Here is a 15,260-nt window from a genome sequence, read left to right as displayed (position 1 = left end):
TCCAGGCCCAACTGCACAGACGCACCCTGCCCGGACTGCACCGGCCCCCACGTAATAGCCACTACGCACGCACCCCATTCCTCATACGAGACTCCACATTCAGCATGTCCACGAACTCTGCCAGGGAGCGCACGTCGCGCACGTCCGCCCCGGTCAGCCCCACAGACAAGTGCTGTACCACCACGCCACCCCCGCCGATCGGGGTCTTGCCTTCCATGACGTTGCCCAACGCGCGGGCTAGGTACGGTTCTATCTCCGGTAGAGGGATCACCGCTTCGGGCACGTGACCGCCCGAATAGCGGGGCTTTTCACCAATCATCGCAACCATTGGCCCGGTAGTGATACCACCCTCGGCCAGCTTCGGCATACTAAACCCCTTGCCGCCAAGGCCAGGCACCCAGTCCGGGATCGTGAAGGAAAGCCTGCCGATGGTGCTATTCCACAAGCTACGGATAGCGTTGAACGCGCCCGTGATCGGCGCTTTGATAGCGTTACCGATAGCGGCAAACTTCGCGCTCGCCCACCCGACAGCGGACGCGAACGTATTCTTAATCCCGTTCCACGCGCCCGTGGTAATAGCCTTAATCCCGTTCCACACCGAGCTCCACACCGAACTGATAGTCGAAGTCACAGACTTAATGACCGACGACACGGCGTTGATCGCGGTTGATACCGTGGCCTTGATACCGTTCCACGCGCTCACCGCAACTGTTGCGAGAGCGGCGAAAATGTCGATCACGAACTGCACCACGGGCACAATCGCTTGGATCAGCGCCGAGAGCACACGGACGATCGGGGGCAGGACAGCGCCCACGATGTTGATAATGACCTCCAGGACCGGGATCAACGCCTGAATAATCGCAACCAGCGGCGGCAGGATAGCCTGAATTAGCTCTGCCACTGGGGGCAAGAGCGCGAGAATCAGCTCCAAGATCGGCGGTAAGAGCGTCTCAATAAGTTGCGTCAGCGGGTCAATCAGCGGGGTATAAATGTCCACTAGGTGCTGTAGGATAACCTGCACGATCTCCGTCAACACTGGCATGATCTGCTCGATCAGCCCAACCAGCGGCGGCAACAGCGTCTGCGTCATCGTCAACAGTTGCGGCAAGATCGCGTTAATCACATCCAACAACGGCGGCAAAATAATCGCCGCAAGGTCAGCAATAGCATCGAACGTGACCAGGGCTATCTCCCCCAACACGTCCACCATGTCCGCCAACCCCGGCGCCATCTGATCCACCAGGGCGGTGACCTTATCCAGGATCGGGGCGAACCCGGTCACCAGTTTCTCCACCACCGGCGACAACGCCCCCACCAGGACAACAAACGACGACGACAAGCCCTCCAGGGCACCCATCACCGCGTCATTACCGAGCGCGTTAGCGATCAAATGCCCGACCGTGCCGAACGCGGTACCCACGTTCTGCATAATCGCCCCCACCTGCGGGCCGAACTCGCCCAGCTTGGCGATAATCTCGTTGATACCGCCAACCAGCGCACGCGACCCCTCAGCCGCACCCGCAAACATGGCCGTTAGCCCGGCCTGCATCTCCGGGGACGCGATAGTCTCACGAATCGACACCAGGGCCGCGTTAAACCCGGCCAGGCCAGAACCAGCACCCGCCGCCAGCCCACTCACATCACCCAGCAAGCCGAACAAGTTCTTCAACGTCGAACCGAACAGCACAACCGCGTCAATGCCGCCCTGAATCCAACCGTGCAACCCGCCCGGCCCCTCCGACACCTGCTGAATGTAATTCTCGAACTTGACCGACAGCTCATCCAGCCACGCCGCGAACCGTGGGAAGAAATCAGAACCGGCGGCAACGATACGCATAATCGTCTCAACGAACCGTTCACCCGTCGCCGCGAGAATATCGAACCCGGCCCGCGTGTTATCCAAGACCGTGTTAAACGACGACATGGAGTTACCCGCACCCTGCGCGATACCAGCTGTGAACCGGCCCATTGCCCCGGCAACCGCCTCGATCTGCGGCCCCAAACCAGCCAACAGTTTCTGCGCGTTCTCTAACACGGGCACCCGTGCCTCGCCCCAGAACGCCGCATTAATCTGCCCCTGAACCGCCTTCAACGGCCCCTCAAGGGCAGCCAACTCAGTTTTCGCGTTCTTCAACGCCACACCAGCGATAAGGAACCCGGCACCAAACGACGCCGCGATACCCGCAACCGCACCCAACGCCGGTCCCATCGCCTTAATGTTCTGCGCGATCGACCCGACCCACTTCAACACCGACGACGCGCCCATGCCAAGCGTGGCAAACACGGTCGTCAGCTTCGACGTCGTGGACAGAATCGACCCTAGTTGCTTCGTCGCTTGCGCCATGCCCACGAAACCGAGCTGCATGTTGTACCGGCGCAGCTTACGCAACCCCGACTTCGTGTAGAACTTCCACAGGGACGCGGTAGCCTTCTTCGTGTCCACACCCAGCCGGATAATGGCCTGCTTGCCCATCGTTTTCTTCAACGCGAGCGCGACCTTCGACGCGGCACCCTTATCGAGCACTGGCTTGACCTTGAAACTGACAGCCGTCCCTAACCGTGCCAGTTGCGCCTTCACCCTACCAACACTGCCCTTAGCGAGCTTGGCCGTGAACTCTGCCGGTTTACCACGGAACGCGCGCCTGAAAACACCCCGCGTCTGCGCAACCGCCATCATGACCGACTTCGGGTTAGCCTGCGCCGACAAATGGATCGGGATCTTGGAAAACGCTTTCGTGGCCTGACGGAACGCTTTAATCTTCCCCAACGTGGCCGACACGCTACGCGAGTCCAGGGCCAGCTTAACCAGGGCACGGGCGGGGGCGAACACATCCTTATTCACCCGATGCAAATCACGCACCAACCCAGGCCGATCCAGGACAGTACGAATAGTCATCTTCGCCGCGTTGAACGCCTTACGCGCCTGCGACACCCCATGCCGCGTATCGAGCTGATACTGGAACTTCACGCCCGAAAAATAATCCCCGAGCGCCACCGTAGCCTTCCGCGCGGCCGACTTCAACACGTCCGTGTCGATCTCCGGCCACACCCACATCTTCATATACGGGAACTGGCGGAAGAACGCGTTCTTCAACCCGTCGAACGTGCCCGGTAGCCAGATCGCCCCAACTGGACGCCAAATCGTTGCCCGCCCAACCCCAGACTCAACCGCCCTACGGGTCGCGGCAATCGACGGCAAATCAGGGCGGGCCTGCACGGGCACACTCACCCGGCCCGGCACCATTTTTGCCAGGGCCTTCAACTGTGCCGAGAACTTCGCCACCTGCGCCGGGTCCAACTGCAAAGTGGGGGTGATGTCCTTGACCGCGTTCTTCACCTCACGCCGAGCACGGGCAAGATTAGACTTGTCAACAACCGCCTCAATCTTTACCCGCGTATCAGCACCGGCAAGGATCTCCTTCACCCGTTTGCGGGCCTGCATGAAAGAACGCTCATTAAGATCCGCGTCAACCTGCACCATGAGCGGGTGCCTGTGGTAGTACGACTCCCAGTACTTCATCCGCGACTTCAACGTCTTATTGAACTTAGACGTATCCGGCGAAACGCGAACCTTGATATGACCAACAGTCCTAGTCCCTGCCACAGCAACCCCCAAAAATGTTATCCGCGCGCTAACGGCGCGAACTTCGTAAGCACATCAACAACGCTGCTCTCATCTGGCGCGACCGTAGCCACGTCAGGGGCAAGCGGGTACTGGCCAATACCCGGCAACGACTTGCCACCACTCAAGCTCACCAACGCTTGCAACACCATCTGTACCCAGTGAGCCGTCCACACGTTCGCTTGAGCTACCGCACCCCACCCGTACGTGCGCGGGTCCCTTGCCCCGTCAAACACGCGAGACATGGACTCTGGGACCAGGCCAAGCCGGTCCACCAACTCGTGAAACACCCGGACTTGCCCCGCGCTTGTCATCGCCCACGGGTCAAACCCGTACAGGCCATACAAGTCACCGGCAAGTCCGGGCGTGTCCACAACTAATTGGAGGACCGCTTTGATTCCCCCAGCGCCCCCACGTAGGCCATGACAAAGTTCATCATGCCCTCAATGTCACCCGTGAACTGCTCCTCCAGGTCACGAGCACGACCGGGGCGGGCGCAATGCGCGGCCATGTACTCGAACAAGTCCGCTGCGACACCAAGAATCTGCCCAAAGTCATCCTCACCCATGCCTTCCACGCGGGCCACGTGCGCGAGCAGTCGCGCCGCGTGAGACGGGGACAGTGCATACGGGGGAACAACCAGGTCAGCGCCTGCCAGCTCGTTAAACACCTCTGTTGCGGTACGCTCACCCGCTTCAAGCGTCGGCGTGACCTTCTCAACCTTAGACTTCTCTACCATTTTCCCGTTTCCTTAATCTCCGCGTTCCCTATCAAACATGTGAACGGGACCAGTGCGCACCAGGTACATGGTGGGAAGGAAACGCGGAACAAACCCCACCCCTCGTGCGCACTGGCCCCACAACCAAAAGGGCCGCCTAGCGCCTACTCGGCCTTCTTACGCGGCGTGTACCAACGGAACGTCTCACCCGTCGCCGGACTCGTCTGCGCGGTCACGTTCAGGTTAATCTCCAAGAACCCATCCGCCGACAGGGACGGGGCCTCACCAAGCGACATTGCACCATTCGGGTAGTAAAGGGCCGCCATACCGTTCTTGTTGTCGATAATGACCACGAACACGGCCTTGTCTGCCGTGGCCGAGTTCGACGACACCGAATACGACTTCGTACCCGCATCCCACTTACCGCCGGGGAATGCCAGGGAAAGAGTCGCCTCATTCACGTTCAGCGCGTTCACCGACATGCCATACGTGGTAGATGCCTTCTCCACGCGCACCGAGGAATACTCCCACGTGTCACGCACCTCGTTGTCGCCGCCCTCAGCGGACAGCGCCACCAGGTTATCCTTCGATGTCAGCCCCAGCCAGTTCCAACCGTCGAAACACGTCTCCGGGTTGTCCGGGTCAAAGTTCTTCAGGTCCGGCGCGGCAGTGCCCGCGTTAGCGGTGAACACGAAACCACGGCCAGGGATAATTGCTTCATCACGATTCTTCGCCATGATGTAACCTCTCCACTCACACCCCACCAAAGCGGGGCATCTTGAAATCTTTTTGTTTACACGCACCCCACCGGGGGCACGAACTAGAACACACCAGGGGGCAGGTCAGTCCCCGTAGTAGGCCACAATGTCCAGTGCGAACCGCACCGCAACATGGCCCCGCGACGGCGTAGTATTCTCCGCCAGCACAGGCAACGTCAACGGTTGCCAAGCCACCAGGTCCGGCACCCGCCCACTATCCACCAGGGAGGTGATAGTAGACATAGCCTGCCCAGCGAAACGGAACACGTCCCCCACATCCTTGTCCCCACGAGACAAACAGGTCACGTCCACCGTCCACTTACCCGCCATCGTGGTACCGTCCACAGGGGTCGCCAGCGCGGTCACCACGATCACACGGTCAGTTGTCAGGGCCACTTGGCCAACAGACACGGACACGGTAGCGTCAGGGAACGCTTCAACCAGGGCAGGACGAATGGCTTGCTCTACAGACCACATGCCCTTACCCGACCTTCCCGCCGTGGGCTATCGCCGCGTTACGCATGATGTGCAACCCCGGCACCCACTTCTCGCCCCGGCGCACCTCAGCGCGCCCGGTAGCACGATGCCCGTGAGAGACACCTTTTTGCCTGTGCCCCCACTCGATCTTCGCCGCCCACGGGCGCGTGGCCGCCACCTCGACATCCACAGGGTTAGCCGGTTGGACCACCAAACCCCCAACGTACGCGCCCGACTTGTTATGCTTCGCGGCAAGCCCTAAGACCGTGGACTTCACCCGCCCCGCCTCAGCGTAAAGTTCCTCATGTTGAGCAACCATGTGAGCGACAAGACGATTCATCTGCTCATCATCCACGTACCACTTCACCCGGTTACCTCCCCCACAAGACGACCCTTAACCTCCACGTGAGCGGTCATCGGGGACCCGTCGAACGTCATGACTGGGCCAATCTGCTCGAACTCGTACCCCGCCCAACGGAAATGCCCATTCGGGCGGCCCGGCCAGGCGCGCCCAATCACCGTCACAGTAGACCCAGGCTCCGGAAGCAACTCCCCCGTTTCCTGCGCCTCATTCCATTGGACAGTGGCACCCACCGGGATGAACTGCGCCTCTAGGCGGTGCGGGACACCGAGGGAGTCCTCCACGATCTCGCCCGTGCCCGTCTCCACGAACACCTCATGACGCCCATCGCGCAGACTCATCTCAACCCCCCACTGTAATCAGGGTTCCACACGTACAGGCCGCCCACGCTAATCCCTAGATCTTCTCGATCTTCGTCCGTGAGCGCCACCCGCCCCGAGCGCATCGCCATGTCCGCCCGGTACTGGTACTGGCCATCCGATTCTGAAACGAAACCGTCAGCGGCACGGTAGCGGCGACCCACGATACGGGCCTGCACCTCTCGCACAGCGCCCCACAAGTCCGGGTGTTCCACTTGATCGGGCAACTCGCCCAACTCGCGCTTGATAGCCGCCAGGGCGCGCTCTAGCCAGTGATCTACGTGTTGTGTTTCCACAGTGGTGAGCGGACGTAAAAGGTCCGCTGCCACATCTTCTGCTGTAGCGAACGTTTGCATGTCCGCTCACCCCCTGCACTCTCTTACTTGCCCGACTCCGCTGGTTCCGGCGCGGGCTTAGTAGCCTTCGCCTTGCCCCGGCGCGGTGCCTTCTCGACAGGCTCATCGTCCTTGACAGGCACCCACTCATCCGACAGCGTTTCCGGCGAAGCAAACGTGCCAGTCGTACCCGTGCGCACATTACGCATACGAACACTCATCACGCGCCCCTTCTCTTTAACCCTCAGCCCCAGCCGGGTCCTTGTAAATAGCGAACTGGTCAACATCACGAATGATCCAACCAAACATCGCCTCAAGAATGATCGCTTCCATGTTCTGCTGGAACAGGTTGATCTGCGTAGCACCATCATTAACAACACCCTGATCCGTGTAACGGTAGGTAATGTTCTCCACATACCCGAACTTCAGGTTGTCCTTGAACGCGCCACCAATCAGACGAATACCCGTGTCCTTACGGGTACCAACCTTGCCCGACACGCCACGGCCAAACGTCAGCGGCAGACCATGAAGGCGACCAATCGGCTTAGACAGGTCCGTCAGGCCCTGCGTGTCCGTGCCATAAATCGGGTTACCCTGCACGTCACGTGCGCGAAGGAGCTTCGTAGACAGGCGCTGATCGGCAGCAAAACCAGTGAAAGACCCACCCGAGTTCAGCACCGCCTCATAACCAGTCAGAATGTCCTCCGACAGGCCACCCGCCTGCGCGTTAGACGTGCCCAGCTCGATCACGTTCTTCGACTTAGTGACGTACTCCTTACCCTCAATCTTGTTGCCGGTCACGCCATCAATGCCGTGCAGAACCGCCAGATCAATCGCCTTAGCGATCGCGTCACGCGCTTCCTGCTCCACCATATCCAGGTAGGCCAGCGGGTTAGACATACGGGCTTCCTTCGACCAATACGCCACCGTGGCCACCTTGATCGGGGTAGCGGTCTTAGTGCCAACTCCCACCTTCATGACCGGCTTCAGCTCACCCTCGCCCACGACACCCGCTACCGGGTCGCCCGTACGGAACGCCATCGCCGTGCCCGTAATAGGCATCGGGATAGAGCCAGCCAGCTGACCGACAACAGACGCACCATATGCCTCACGCATAATCGTGTTCGCCATCGGGGGCGGCAGAATACCGTCCTTCTTAAACTGGTCAAAAGTCACAGCGTTTTCACCAAGTGCCATGATTCTTTCCTCCTACAAAAACACCCCCACACACGTGGGGGATGAAACCAATAATGAAAAGTACCCGCAGGCGTTTTACGACCCCGAGAACAGTTGATTAGCCAACGCCAGGCGTGCCGCGTCCCCGCCAGCCGTCGCACCAACAGCAGACTGCACCGGATCAGGCACTACCTTCTCCGACCCCGCCGAGACACCCTCGACCTTGAGCGCCTTCAGCATGTCCGCCATTTCCTCCCACGCCCGCTCATCTTCACCCGCAAGGGCACCGATAAGGTTCAGCGGCAGGCCACGCTCCACCAAGAGCGTTTCCTTCGTACGCTCATTACGCGCCGACGCCAACTGTGCGTCACGCTCCGCGAGCGCCGTTTCCAGTTCAGTGATACGATCCGATTCCGCTTTCTTCGCTTTCTCTCGCAGGTCCTTGTTTTCGGCCCGCAGGTTTGCGACTAGGACAGCGGCCCGGTCTGCGTCGAACGTTTCCCCGTCCCACGGCGCGGCAGGCTTACCCTCACCCTCACGGGTAGGGGTATTGTCAGCCACTGTCGTGGTGGTCTCGTCCATCACTGCATCCTTGTCAGCCTCAGTGTTCTCCACGTTGGCCGTGTTAGCCGTCGCGTCACTCACGCAATGCCACCTTCCTTCATTCTTTTTCGTGGCCGCGCCTCTTGGCGCGTTCAACCACACCCCGCACATAGCGTGCAGGGGAAACCTATGCTGTCTTGTTGCGTGCCCGCCAGGCGCGCACGTTTGGGTTATTCTCGATCTCGCGAACCAGGCGAACAATGTCCAAGTTGTCCGCAGCGGAGGGCACCAGTTTCTTTACCAGGTCCCTGTTGTTACGCACCCACGTGTCGAACACGCCCGCTTTCGCGCCCGAATACCAGCCACCTTGTTCCGGGTCAGCGTCCAGCCAGTGCCCGTAGAGAGCTTGCGCTCCCTCCACAATGTCCTTGCCCGCATAGTCCGTGCTCTGCCCGACGAACACGCCAATACAGTCACAGTGCGGGTGGTATGCCTGCTGCCCGTAAGCGCCGATCATGGGTGCCAGGCCGCGCTTGAGACGGCGCGGTGTTTTCGTCACCGTGTGCTTGTGGTACACCGCCCCGCGCGAGCACAACAGTAGGCAAAACCCGCACGTGTAAGCGCCTACGGGGACGCGCGCCCACCCGCCAGCCATGACATGCCCCTGTGGGGTGCGCGGCAGTTTAGACACCGACGCCGGGGGCCGCACGTTACCGTTCTTGTCACGGTAACCCAGGAAGATTTCCGCTTCGATCACGGCCTTGCGTAGATCTTCTATCTCGCGCCATTCCCGTTCAGCTTCCTCGTCAGCCCAACGTTCCTCGACCAGCTCCACCTCGGCCCGGTCCCGCTCCACGCGAGTACGCATATCCTCAATGGCCCTCTCACGGATCGGGGCCACCCAGTCCTTGAACGCTTCCATGTCCTCAACTGGCACAGCGGGAACGTCCCCAAACTCGGCCACCCACATCTCCCGCACCCGCGACATGGCCTTCTCAAGCTCAGGGGACTGGCGACGCACATCTTGCCACCACTGGTCACGCTCTTGAGCCACGACCACGCGAGCAACCGGGTTACCGTGCTCTTTCGTGTACCGTTCCGACCCCTCCACGCGACCGGGGCGCTCCCCTGCAAGATCACGTGCCGCCTGCCGCTCATTCTCGGCCACCACCGTGGACAAGCTCTCCGTTAGCCGGTCGGCCACATCGGTCACGTTCCCGACCAGTTGCCCGTTACGGAGACGCAGTTCCTCGCGCACCATGCGCTCGACCTGCTTCTCGCTCACGCCCGACATGGACGGGGTGAACATGCCCTCCCCCAGCTCGGCCCGTGCCATGCCAAGCGCGGCCATGTAATACACATACGAACAGGCCCGCACCATCGGGTACACGTCCTTTGTTACAGTGGCAACGCTCAGCGTCCCAGCCGCATACCGCCCGGCCACGACCTCTCGTCCCCGTTCCCGAATCACCGTCTTTAACCAGGCGAACAGCCATGCAAGGAACGCGACCGTGAACACTACCCGACCACCAGCCCGTCAGGCACCGGGACCGTGCCCTCATCTACGCCCAACAGCGGGCCAGGGGCACCAACCTCGTCAGCCAGCCCATCATTACGGTTCTCACGCTGCTTCTGCTCCGGCGTCAACTGCAACCCATCACGGGCCGTCCGCGCCGTAACAATACCCTGCGCGTGTGCCTGCAACAGATTCGCGGCCTGCGCCGACACCGACGACACCGCAATATCACGCCACACCGTGTTCAACACCAGACGCTGAACTTCCGACTGGCCCTCGAACGCGAGCACCACACGCGCCCACTGCTCCCACACGTCACCAAAAATCGCCTGCTTGAACTCGCCGCGCGAAATCAGACGATCCTTCGCCGCGCGCATCGCCTCAGCACTATTCGGGTTACCCGTCGTAATAAGGCCAAGCATCGACGGTGGAATACCCGTCAACGCCGACACCTGCTCAGCACAGGTCTTAATCACCGCAATGATCTGCGACAAATCTGCGCCCGAGAACTGACCCATCCTAGCATCACTCTCAGGGGCAAACATGTACGACCCCAAGTACAGCTGTTCCATCGTCGGGGCCACACCATGCTGATTACGAAGCTTGCCCGTATCAACACCAGCAATCCACCGTTGCGGGATCGCAAGTAACTCCATCGCCACCTGTAGCATCGTCATTGCACGCGACGCCGCATCCCCAAGATTTTTCACCAAATCAATCTCAGACCGGCCACTAACATCCGTCACACGAAGCGCATTACGGACAGGGATCACAGGAACAACACCAACACCAGGGCGAGAACTAACACGGCCCCAACGTCCATTAATCTCCTGAAAAACCTCGATCCGTTCCGCCGTATAGTACGCCGCCCGGTTCGTCGTCCCGCCCGAATCATTGGGGACCGCGTACGCAACCACCGCCTCAGCCGTCCGCCCGTCAGCATCATCAACCACCGCGATACCCGACTTCGCGTGCAACGTAGTCCGAATCGACCCGTCCTCACGTTGCCCCACCAAAATGAACGCCTCACCTTGCACCATCGCCTCAGTGTGTGCCAAGTGCGACAAGGCCGTCATGTTCTCACGGTTCCACGTATCTTTCAGCGAGTCCAACACGTTATCGGCCAAGGACGCTGACTCGAAACCCTCAACCGTGAGCACCTCAGACATCGTATCCACCGTCAGGCGCGGCCAATTGACCTGCACCTCCAAAGCGCGCATCTTCGGGGACACATTCAGCCCCATCATCCCCACCCGGCGCGTACCGTCATAAGCCGAATCAAGCTCACTATTGACCGCGCGACTGTTCGCCACACCCAGCAAGGACTCGAAACTCATGTAAACACCACCCAATCTTTACCCGCACCCGAGCGCTTCTCCCACTCAGCCGACGCCGACACCGCCCGGTACACCATGCGCGCACCAATCACACACACAGCCGCATCAATCTTGTTAGGCGACTTCGGAGACTCCTTCTTAATCGTGATAAGACCCTTACGCTCCGTCATACGCGCGTTACCAATATGCCGAGACGTCTCCCAGTTCCCATCATGAGTAAACAAAGAATCTTCAATCTCAGCCCGGCACATCTCCGACGCCAACGCGAAATCGTACACGTGCGTACGCATATCCCACGCAATCAGTGCCGCCGCCTTACCCGAACGCACCGCCGGGACAAGCAACGAATCAGCAAACACCTCCGGCCAGGACACCTTCACAAACGCTTCCCACTCGCGCACGTCAGCCCAAAACGCCACCACATTAAACCGCTCATAGGTGCGCCGCACAGCCGAATCAACCACGTTGACATCAATCTCGCCCGACAACTCCCCAGGCCGCCACACACCAACCGTGAACACGTGCCCATCCGACATGCAACACCCCACCAAAGCGGTATGGTCATTAGACTTCGACCCGTCAAAAAACAGGACAACATCCTCACCATCAACCAGCTCACGCGACGTGTCCGCCATCGACGACCACTGCTGCAACGTCACCCACGAATCCTCAGCAACGTTCGGCTGATTCAAATAAAACCGGCGAGAGACCGACACCGGCGTCGAAGGCGTCCACACCGTCGAACGAATCGGTGAAATATCAACCCACGGCTGCTCCTCATACACAAAACCGAGCGCCTCAGACAGACCAATCTCGCCCTCCTCAGGCGTATCCGTCATCACCGTACCCGGCGGGGCAACACGCGCGTCATACAGGACAGTGCCAGCCTCAACCAGCTTGCCTTCCTCCTGCAAACACCAATCCTCAAACGACTTCTCAGCCACCGACTCACGCCCAGGCACCCATGCGTTACACGTCTCAATCATCCGCGAACCCGTCTTACCCAAGTTACGCACCAACGTCTGATGAAACTCAACGCCACCACCGGCAGGTACCCAGTGCTCAACCTCGTCAGCAATCACCAACGACGGCTCCCCGCCCTCAGCAGACGCCCACGACGACGTTAACAACTGGATCTTGCCACCCTCAGGCGTCAACACCTGCGTACGACCAGTCTCCAAGTTATAATCACGATTCAACTGCGTGCCCTTATGCGCCATCGCCACAATCTGACGCATCGTAACGCCAGTCTGCTGCTCCGACACCGCCGCCAACTGGATCAACGGTAACGCCTGCGGACGGCCAAACACCCCGCCAGGCACAATCTTCGGATCAACCACATCACCCACACGACACGGCCCCAAAAGCTCAAACAACGTCAACGCCGCCGCGAACGGGCTTTTCCCGCTGCCCTTGCTTAACCGGCGCACACCACGCTGATACAACCACGGGTTATTCCACCCGTCCCACCGCTCCGGGTCAAAACCGTAAAACCACAACACGAACCGGAACTGGTCATCCGACAAACGGAACGGCTCACCCGCGAACTTGCCCGAACCCACGCGAATGTTCTGCGCAATCCACGTCGCGCACTCATACCCCAACGTGTACTCCGGCACGCCTGCCGGCAACGTCACCAACCGCTCACGCGGCGGCAACCCCGACTGAAATACCCGGTCAGCCCACTTGCTACGGTCTAAATGCCACGCCCCACTCGACTCTGCCAAAACGCCATCTCCGTCACTTTAGACACTTGCCTATCAGCAACACCCGAATCGCCCCAGGACAACTCCACCCCGTTACGACGCCGGGCACCTTCCGAAACCTCATGGTTGTCAAACGCGGACAGTAGTGATGTCAAAACCTGCCCATTCTGCCGTTCGCCTTCCTGATACCGCGTCAACTCGCCCATCAGAAAGTGTGCGTGCGCCCAATCCGAGTTTGTGCGCGGACCAATCCCCGCCTTCGCATCCTTCCGTAACGCGCGCCACAGCCGCTGCGCCGACGGCGACCACCACTTTTCCGCACTAGGCACGCTCACACGTAGCTCAGACACATCCCGTACTTCGCGCGCGGACCCCTCCGGCTCCTTATTACGCCGGACACGATCCTCAGCACGCTTAGGCATCGGCCCCCGAGTACCCATGAACACACCCCCACAAGAAGAACAGCTCTCACGGCGGCCAACCCTGAGGCACTTAGGCGGCAGTGGCATGCCCAAACACCATCGCCCTATCCGACGCGCGCGCGAGCACCAAAACGCGCGCAAGCGGGCCGCGAGAGACAACCAAGCCCCGCCATGCCAACACGTGCGGGAAAACAAAGGACGGGGTTGCGCCAACCTCACCACAAGGAAGCAGAAAGGCGAACAAGGCACTTGCCGGTCGGTGCAACCCCAGACATAGGAACGCCCCGCACAAGCAAACACGAAAAGCAGTGCGGGGCTTGGAGACAATGCTCCCGTGAATAACTGTACCAAAGACCTCCGACAACCGCTACACGTCCACTATGTCCGATCCGCGCCCGCCTGCCGAAAGGTTGAAAACCCGTACAGAGTCCGAGCGCCTAACGCGAAGCGGTCGGTGGGCGGGTGGCCGGGGGTGTCCCCCGGGGTGGTGTGGGTCACGTTTTGGGGTTGTCAAGCGGTTTTGCGGTTTGTGGTGTGCGCCACGTGCGCGTGTGGTGTGTGCTGTGTCACGTGTGCGGGGCTTGCGCGCGGCGTGGTGCGTACGGTAGTAGCGCGCAAGCGGGTGTGTGCCCGCGCGCCTACGCGGGGGCGAGCGTGCGCCCGTGCGAGCGCGTGGGCGTGCGAGCGGGTAGGCGTGAGCGGGCGAGTGGGTCGATGCCTAGGCGTGGCCACGGTCGCACTTGCGCTTGCGGTAGCTAGTGAGTAGTGAGTCAATGGCCTGGCGCGAGATGCCGAGGTGGCGGGCAATGAGGGCGAGGGGCACGCCCTCACGGTTGAGGCGCTCCACCTCTGCGGCGCGCGCATCGGCGGCGGCGGATATGGCGCGGGCGGCGTCGGCGGTGGCGTCGTCGAGTGTGGCGGCGGCGGCGTCGAGAGCGCTCCAATCAATATCAGTGGCTGTGATTCTCTCTCTCATACCGCGATTCTATCACGGCGTGGTAGTGAGTTTTTGGCGCGGTCAAGCCACTTCCCCAAGCTGTGGCCCGCCTCACACCGGCCGGGCTTGACGCGCTGTGCGGGGCGGGCTATGCTTGAGTCATCAAGGCGCGAAGGGGCCACGCACCGAAAGGGCGTGAGTAGCTAGCCGGTGGCAGGGAGCCAGATACCGGCGGTGAAGATCCTGGGCGAGCCGAGATGCAGAAAATAAAAGTGCCACGGCGCTACTGCAATAGCCCGTGGCGTGGACAACACTTGAAAAGGAAGTGCGTCATGGCTGACTTTATCATTGATCCTGATCGGTTCGCAATTGAAGAGCATTGGATCGAGAAGCGGACCAAGTCCGGGCGCTGGTCGCGGATTAAATACGATTGTGAAGCGCGGGTGATTGATCGCGCGTCATATGACCGGGTTGTCGGTTGTCCGTGGCAGGGTGAGCGTCAAGATCGCATGTACACGCGCGCGGGGTTTCTGGTGTGGCGTGTTGTGACGCCTCGCCCTGACGGCGAAGTCCGGGCGGTCCGCGTGTACACGTTCTTGGATAGCTATTTGAATGTGGAGCGGGCGCGGGCAAAGTTCCCCGACCTGTTCCCGCCCACCTTTTACGATCTAATCGTGGGCCATTCGTTCATGCTGGATTGCGTGGGCGACTTCTTCCGGGTCGAGGACGCCGAGGATTATGCGTCGGTGGTTAAGGCGGCGGGCCAGTTTGGTGATTGGGTTGCCGGGACGCTCGCCCGGTACGACGCCGACAACGATCGGTACGTTTTCGACTACGTGACGGCCAACTTCGAGGGGCGCATTGGGAGCATCACCCGGATTGAGGGTGATCCGGAGCTGTTTGACCCCAATGTTGAAGATGTTGTGTACCCGATGCCGGGTTGGGCTGACTAGGGGCTAGCACCTAGGGCGCGCACCTGGGCATGTGTCTAAA

General features: G+C 60.5%; 15 protein-coding genes. 1 reads left to right on the top strand and 14 read right to left on the bottom strand.

Annotated elements, in window-relative coordinates:
- Window positions 1–61 precede the first annotated feature (61 nt).
- The 14 genes from HMPREF3167_RS03405 to HMPREF3167_RS09600 all read right to left on the bottom strand — a co-directional run bounded on the left by HMPREF3167_RS03405 (window position 62) and on the right by HMPREF3167_RS09600 (window position 14,306).
- Window positions 62–3,520, bottom strand: coding sequence for a phage tail protein (locus HMPREF3167_RS03405; RefSeq protein ID WP_070445514.1), 3,459 nt, complete (start codon window positions 3,518–3,520; stop codon window positions 62–64).
- 478 nt (window positions 3,521–3,998) lie between these two features.
- Window positions 3,999–4,361 carry a hypothetical protein gene (locus tag HMPREF3167_RS03395; protein WP_070445509.1) on the bottom strand — a complete coding sequence of 121 codons (363 nt, stop codon included), beginning with the start codon at window positions 4,359–4,361 and terminating at the stop codon, window positions 3,999–4,001.
- Between the two features lie 143 nt (window positions 4,362–4,504).
- Window positions 4,505–5,077: a phage tail tube protein gene (locus HMPREF3167_RS03390; protein ID WP_148132378.1), complete on the bottom strand. Its 573-nt coding sequence runs from the start codon at window positions 5,075–5,077 to the stop codon at window positions 4,505–4,507.
- Window positions 5,078–5,182: 105 nt separating this feature from the next.
- Window positions 5,183–5,494 carry a hypothetical protein gene (locus HMPREF3167_RS03385; RefSeq protein ID WP_145989848.1) on the bottom strand — a complete coding sequence of 104 codons (312 nt, stop codon included), beginning with the start codon at window positions 5,492–5,494 and terminating at the stop codon, window positions 5,183–5,185.
- An 85-nt stretch (window positions 5,495–5,579) separates the two neighbouring features.
- On the bottom strand, window positions 5,580–5,942 hold the full coding sequence (locus HMPREF3167_RS03380; protein ID WP_070445502.1) for a DUF5403 family protein: 363 nt from the start codon (window positions 5,940–5,942) through the stop codon (window positions 5,580–5,582).
- The gene (locus HMPREF3167_RS03375; RefSeq protein ID WP_070445499.1) at window positions 5,939–6,277 is read right to left on the bottom strand and encodes a hypothetical protein; all 339 of its coding nucleotides are present in this window, start codon (window positions 6,275–6,277) and stop codon (window positions 5,939–5,941) included. The genes HMPREF3167_RS03380 and HMPREF3167_RS03375 overlap by 4 nt, the downstream gene beginning before the upstream one ends.
- Window positions 6,274–6,651 carry a Gp19/Gp15/Gp42 family protein gene (locus HMPREF3167_RS03370; protein ID WP_070445496.1) on the bottom strand — a complete coding sequence of 126 codons (378 nt, stop codon included), beginning with the start codon at window positions 6,649–6,651 and terminating at the stop codon, window positions 6,274–6,276. The genes HMPREF3167_RS03375 and HMPREF3167_RS03370 overlap by 4 nt, the downstream gene beginning before the upstream one ends.
- A gap of 23 nt (window positions 6,652–6,674) precedes the next feature.
- A complete protein-coding gene (locus HMPREF3167_RS09790) occupies window positions 6,675–6,851 on the bottom strand; it encodes a hypothetical protein (protein WP_168160821.1) in 177 nt (58 codons plus the stop codon).
- Between the two features lie 16 nt (window positions 6,852–6,867).
- Window positions 6,868–7,827, bottom strand: a complete 960-nt coding sequence (locus tag HMPREF3167_RS03365) for a phage major capsid protein (RefSeq protein ID WP_070445493.1) — start codon at window positions 7,825–7,827, stop codon at window positions 6,868–6,870.
- Between the two features lie 75 nt (window positions 7,828–7,902).
- Window positions 7,903–8,451 carry a hypothetical protein gene (locus HMPREF3167_RS03360; RefSeq protein ID WP_070445490.1) on the bottom strand — a complete coding sequence of 183 codons (549 nt, stop codon included), beginning with the start codon at window positions 8,449–8,451 and terminating at the stop codon, window positions 7,903–7,905.
- 85 nt (window positions 8,452–8,536) lie between these two features.
- On the bottom strand, window positions 8,537–9,793 hold the full coding sequence (locus tag HMPREF3167_RS03355; protein WP_168160820.1) for a VG15 protein: 1,257 nt from the start codon (window positions 9,791–9,793) through the stop codon (window positions 8,537–8,539).
- Between the two features lie 74 nt (window positions 9,794–9,867).
- Complete coding sequence (locus HMPREF3167_RS03350) at window positions 9,868–11,202, bottom strand: phage portal protein (RefSeq protein WP_070445485.1); 1,335 nt, start codon at window positions 11,200–11,202, stop codon at window positions 9,868–9,870.
- Complete coding sequence (locus HMPREF3167_RS03345) at window positions 11,199–12,839, bottom strand: terminase (protein ID WP_244899214.1); 1,641 nt, start codon at window positions 12,837–12,839, stop codon at window positions 11,199–11,201. Before HMPREF3167_RS03345 ends, HMPREF3167_RS03350 begins: the two co-directional genes overlap by 4 nt.
- A 1,209-nt stretch (window positions 12,840–14,048) precedes the next feature.
- Entirely contained in the window at window positions 14,049–14,306 is a 258-nt protein-coding gene (locus tag HMPREF3167_RS09600) for a hypothetical protein (protein WP_070445482.1), read from the bottom strand.
- 293 nt (window positions 14,307–14,599) lie between these two features.
- On the opposite strand from HMPREF3167_RS09600, the gene HMPREF3167_RS03335 reads away from it, so the two are divergent.
- The gene (locus tag HMPREF3167_RS03335; RefSeq protein WP_070445480.1) at window positions 14,600–15,220 is read left to right on the top strand and encodes a hypothetical protein; all 621 of its coding nucleotides are present in this window, start codon (window positions 14,600–14,602) and stop codon (window positions 15,218–15,220) included.
- Window positions 15,221–15,260: the final 40 nt, after the last annotated feature.

The organism is Trueperella sp. HMSC08B05, assembly GCF_001808405.1.
Classification (GTDB): Bacteria; Actinomycetota; Actinomycetes; order Actinomycetales; family Actinomycetaceae; genus Trueperella; species Trueperella bernardiae.
Note: the sequence above shows the minus strand (reverse complement) of the source record. Positions and strands in the feature narration are given on the sequence as shown.

Coding starts and splice junctions, on each gene's coding strand:
- HMPREF3167_RS09790 (WP_168160821.1), bottom strand. CDS start 6,851: ATGAGTGTTCGTATGCGTAATGTGCGCACGGGTACGACTGGCACGTTT.
- HMPREF3167_RS03370 (WP_070445496.1), bottom strand. CDS start 6,651: ATGCAAACGTTCGCTACAGCAGAAGATGTGGCAGCGGACCTTTTACGT.
- HMPREF3167_RS03405 (WP_070445514.1), bottom strand. CDS start 3,520: ATGAAGTACTGGGAGTCGTACTACCACAGGCACCCGCTCATGGTGCAG.
- HMPREF3167_RS03350 (WP_070445485.1), bottom strand. CDS start 11,202: ATGAGTTTCGAGTCCTTGCTGGGTGTGGCGAACAGTCGCGCGGTCAAT.
- HMPREF3167_RS03395 (WP_070445509.1), bottom strand. CDS start 4,361: ATGGTAGAGAAGTCTAAGGTTGAGAAGGTCACGCCGACGCTTGAAGCG.
- HMPREF3167_RS03335 (WP_070445480.1), top strand. CDS start 14,600: ATGGCTGACTTTATCATTGATCCTGATCGGTTCGCAATTGAAGAGCAT.
- HMPREF3167_RS03375 (WP_070445499.1), bottom strand. CDS start 6,277: ATGAGTCTGCGCGATGGGCGTCATGAGGTGTTCGTGGAGACGGGCACG.
- HMPREF3167_RS03365 (WP_070445493.1), bottom strand. CDS start 7,827: ATGGCACTTGGTGAAAACGCTGTGACTTTTGACCAGTTTAAGAAGGAC.
- HMPREF3167_RS03390 (WP_148132378.1), bottom strand. CDS start 5,077: ATGGCGAAGAATCGTGATGAAGCAATTATCCCTGGCCGTGGTTTCGTG.
- HMPREF3167_RS09600 (WP_070445482.1), bottom strand. CDS start 14,306: ATGAGAGAGAGAATCACAGCCACTGATATTGATTGGAGCGCTCTCGAC.